Origin of the sequence: Paraburkholderia sp. RL18-101-BIB-B, from assembly GCF_046026985.1 — a bacterium.
Lineage (GTDB): Bacteria > Pseudomonadota > Gammaproteobacteria > Burkholderiales > Burkholderiaceae > Paraburkholderia.
Map to the genome: position 1 here is coordinate 1 of NZ_JARESV010000215.1, position 392 is coordinate 392.

Here is a 392-nt window from a genome sequence, read left to right on the forward strand (position 1 = left end):
CAGGTAGGCCAGATCCTCTCGGTTCTGTCGCCGACATGATCGACCGCTTCAAAACGGATGTTGCACCGACGCACTTTCGCGACCAGTCGAAAGAAGGGCTGGCAGTACGCGCAGGCGCATGCGACCACCTGACGAATTTTCGGGCGCATGGATCCGAAGAAGCTCGAAACCTTCTACGGTTATCAATACCTCGACCAGCGCGCGAAGGCCGGCGCGCCGATCGGCGCGAACAAAGACATGGCCCTCATGCAGACGATCTGCAATTACGCAGTGCGCTGGGGTGTCATCAAGCAAAACCCGTTCGTCGGGATGATGCAGAACCAGGCTGAAAAGGATGTCCGGACTGTCGTCCGATGAAGTAAAAATAAAAGCGTTTTCGAAGTAAAAGTAGT

1 protein-coding gene is annotated in these 392 nt (G+C 55.1%); it reads right to left on the reverse strand.

The features are described 5' to 3' along the window. Positions 1-48: 48 nt before the first annotated feature. Positions 49-392 (reverse strand): hypothetical protein (locus P0D73_RS46795; RefSeq protein ID WP_408436569.1); only part of this gene is annotated, 344 nt, incomplete at its 5' end.